1 protein-coding gene is annotated in these 1,825 nt (G+C 48.1%); it reads right to left on the reverse strand.

Features of this window, described 5'->3' with window-relative positions; all coding sequences use genetic code 11:
* Window positions 1-143 precede the first annotated feature (143 nt).
* Window positions 144-1,664 (reverse strand): transposase, encoded by a 1,521-nt coding sequence (locus ACTQ3R_RS16415; RefSeq protein WP_441780222.1) that lies wholly within the window; start codon window positions 1,662-1,664, stop codon window positions 144-146.
* Between the last annotated feature and the right edge of the window lie 161 nt (window positions 1,665-1,825).

Below are 1,825 nucleotides of genomic sequence, written 5' to 3' on the forward strand. Positions count from 1 at the left end.
TGACATTAAGGTCAAAAGGGAGGTTTTGAAGTTAGCGCAGCTAATGTTAGGCCTGTTTTGCTGCTCCAAAACAATATCATACCAATAAAAATTGCCTGCCGGCCCTCTATACGGGACGGCAGGCAATCCAATCTTCCGATTGTTTAACTGAGGAGAGGATTTTGGGCGCAGGACAACAAGCCTCTCCGGTGTCGAAGAAGTTTGTTGAAATTCATTGCGGAGATTTTAGCCCCAAAAAAGAATTTACTCGGGATAAATCCTCTCACGGGCATCTTGTCTACTTGGTACCGGTTACGCAGTATGGACGGAACCGATTCTATTCCGTTCCGAATTCTATGCCAATTTTGAAAATCAGGTGCATGCATCTGTTGCTGCTGCCTTGCGCGCTCCACAGCCGAGCGGGAAAGTGACATTTGACAGGTCGCCCGTCGCTGCTTTGTTTGGCATTCTTCGCGGTGATCACATCCCATGCAATGTTCAGATTTAAAGTAGGCCCTGATTCGGGACGTTCTTTCTGTGTAGGAGCAGCGTATTGGCGCATATCCGGCTGGACATTGCTGCACACTCTTTCCGTTATCACTTAGCAGAAAACCGCCGTAAATATCCGGTACAGCTACACCCTTTAATGCTGTATTGATGAGCTCAATATTTTTCTCTGCTGCAAGTTCTCTGCACTCCTGCCCCACATAGCCGCCATCCGCAACAATCCGCACGGTCTCCTTTTGTTCTTCTGTGCGCGTAAGATGGTCGCGAAGAAAGCGCGGGTCGGAAAATATGTTTTTCTCATATTGATAATCCGTAATCACGGAACCGCTGCTGTCCACACTCTCCACCACATTCGCAGCATACCCAATATGGTCTTTCCCTGCCTTTACACAGTATGTCGCATCCGGGTCAGTAGGATTTTGCAGGGAAGTTGTTGACGGGGATTCCTCTCCCTTCTTGCGAAGCCGTCTTCCGCCGCTTCCGGCAATGGTCTGCTCGTCCAGGCATCGGACAAGCAGACGATACTCCTCTGTTTCCTGATATTGTGCCGCACTCCGCAGCAGAAGCTGGTCCGCATCTTTCAGAATGGTCTCTATTCGCTCATTCATATCTGTGTTCCGGCAATGATACACGATGAAATTGCGGTCACCTGGCTGGCAGTAATGTTCCAGCCCTGTCAGTTTACCGATGCCTTCCTTCTTTTCGATACGCTTGGCAAGTCTTGCAACACAGGAATAGAGCAGCTCGATCCGGCTTAATTTTCGGATATTTGCCTCGATCATCAGCGAATCCATACGTTTGACGTGAGAATTGATCCCCATCAGTTTTGCGATTTTGCGGTTCAGATCGCAGACGCACTCATGGAACAAATCTACGCCGGTAGTTTTTTCGTATTCATAGCAGCGTTTCCGAAAACGGGACAAGGATTTGTCGCTCAACGGCTGCTCCTCGTAGCTGGTGGTGTGGAGAGCATACTGATAATGGATGTCCAGCATCAGATTCTCAACAATCTCGTCATCGGACAAAGCAAACAGTTCTTTTATAATGAGCGCACCCACAATAATATTGACTGGGGTATTGGGTCGTGAAGCATTTTGAGAATACAAAACTCGGAAACGTTCTTCGTCAATGGCGGGAAAAATCTCATCAGAAAACACTTTTGCCCATGACTTTTCCAAAAAGCTCCGCTCCCGTCTCGTGAGCCGGAGACTGCGGTCGAATATGGACAACTGCTGGCTTCCGTTGGCCCTGTATGACATCTTCTGCCACCACCCTGTTTTTATCTACATTATATCAAACCTGAAGTATTGTGTCACACCCCCTTTTGACCTTAATGTCA

The organism is Lawsonibacter sp. LCP25S3_E2, assembly GCF_052117285.1.
Taxonomy (GTDB): Bacteria; Bacillota; Clostridia; order Oscillospirales; family Oscillospiraceae; genus Lawsonibacter.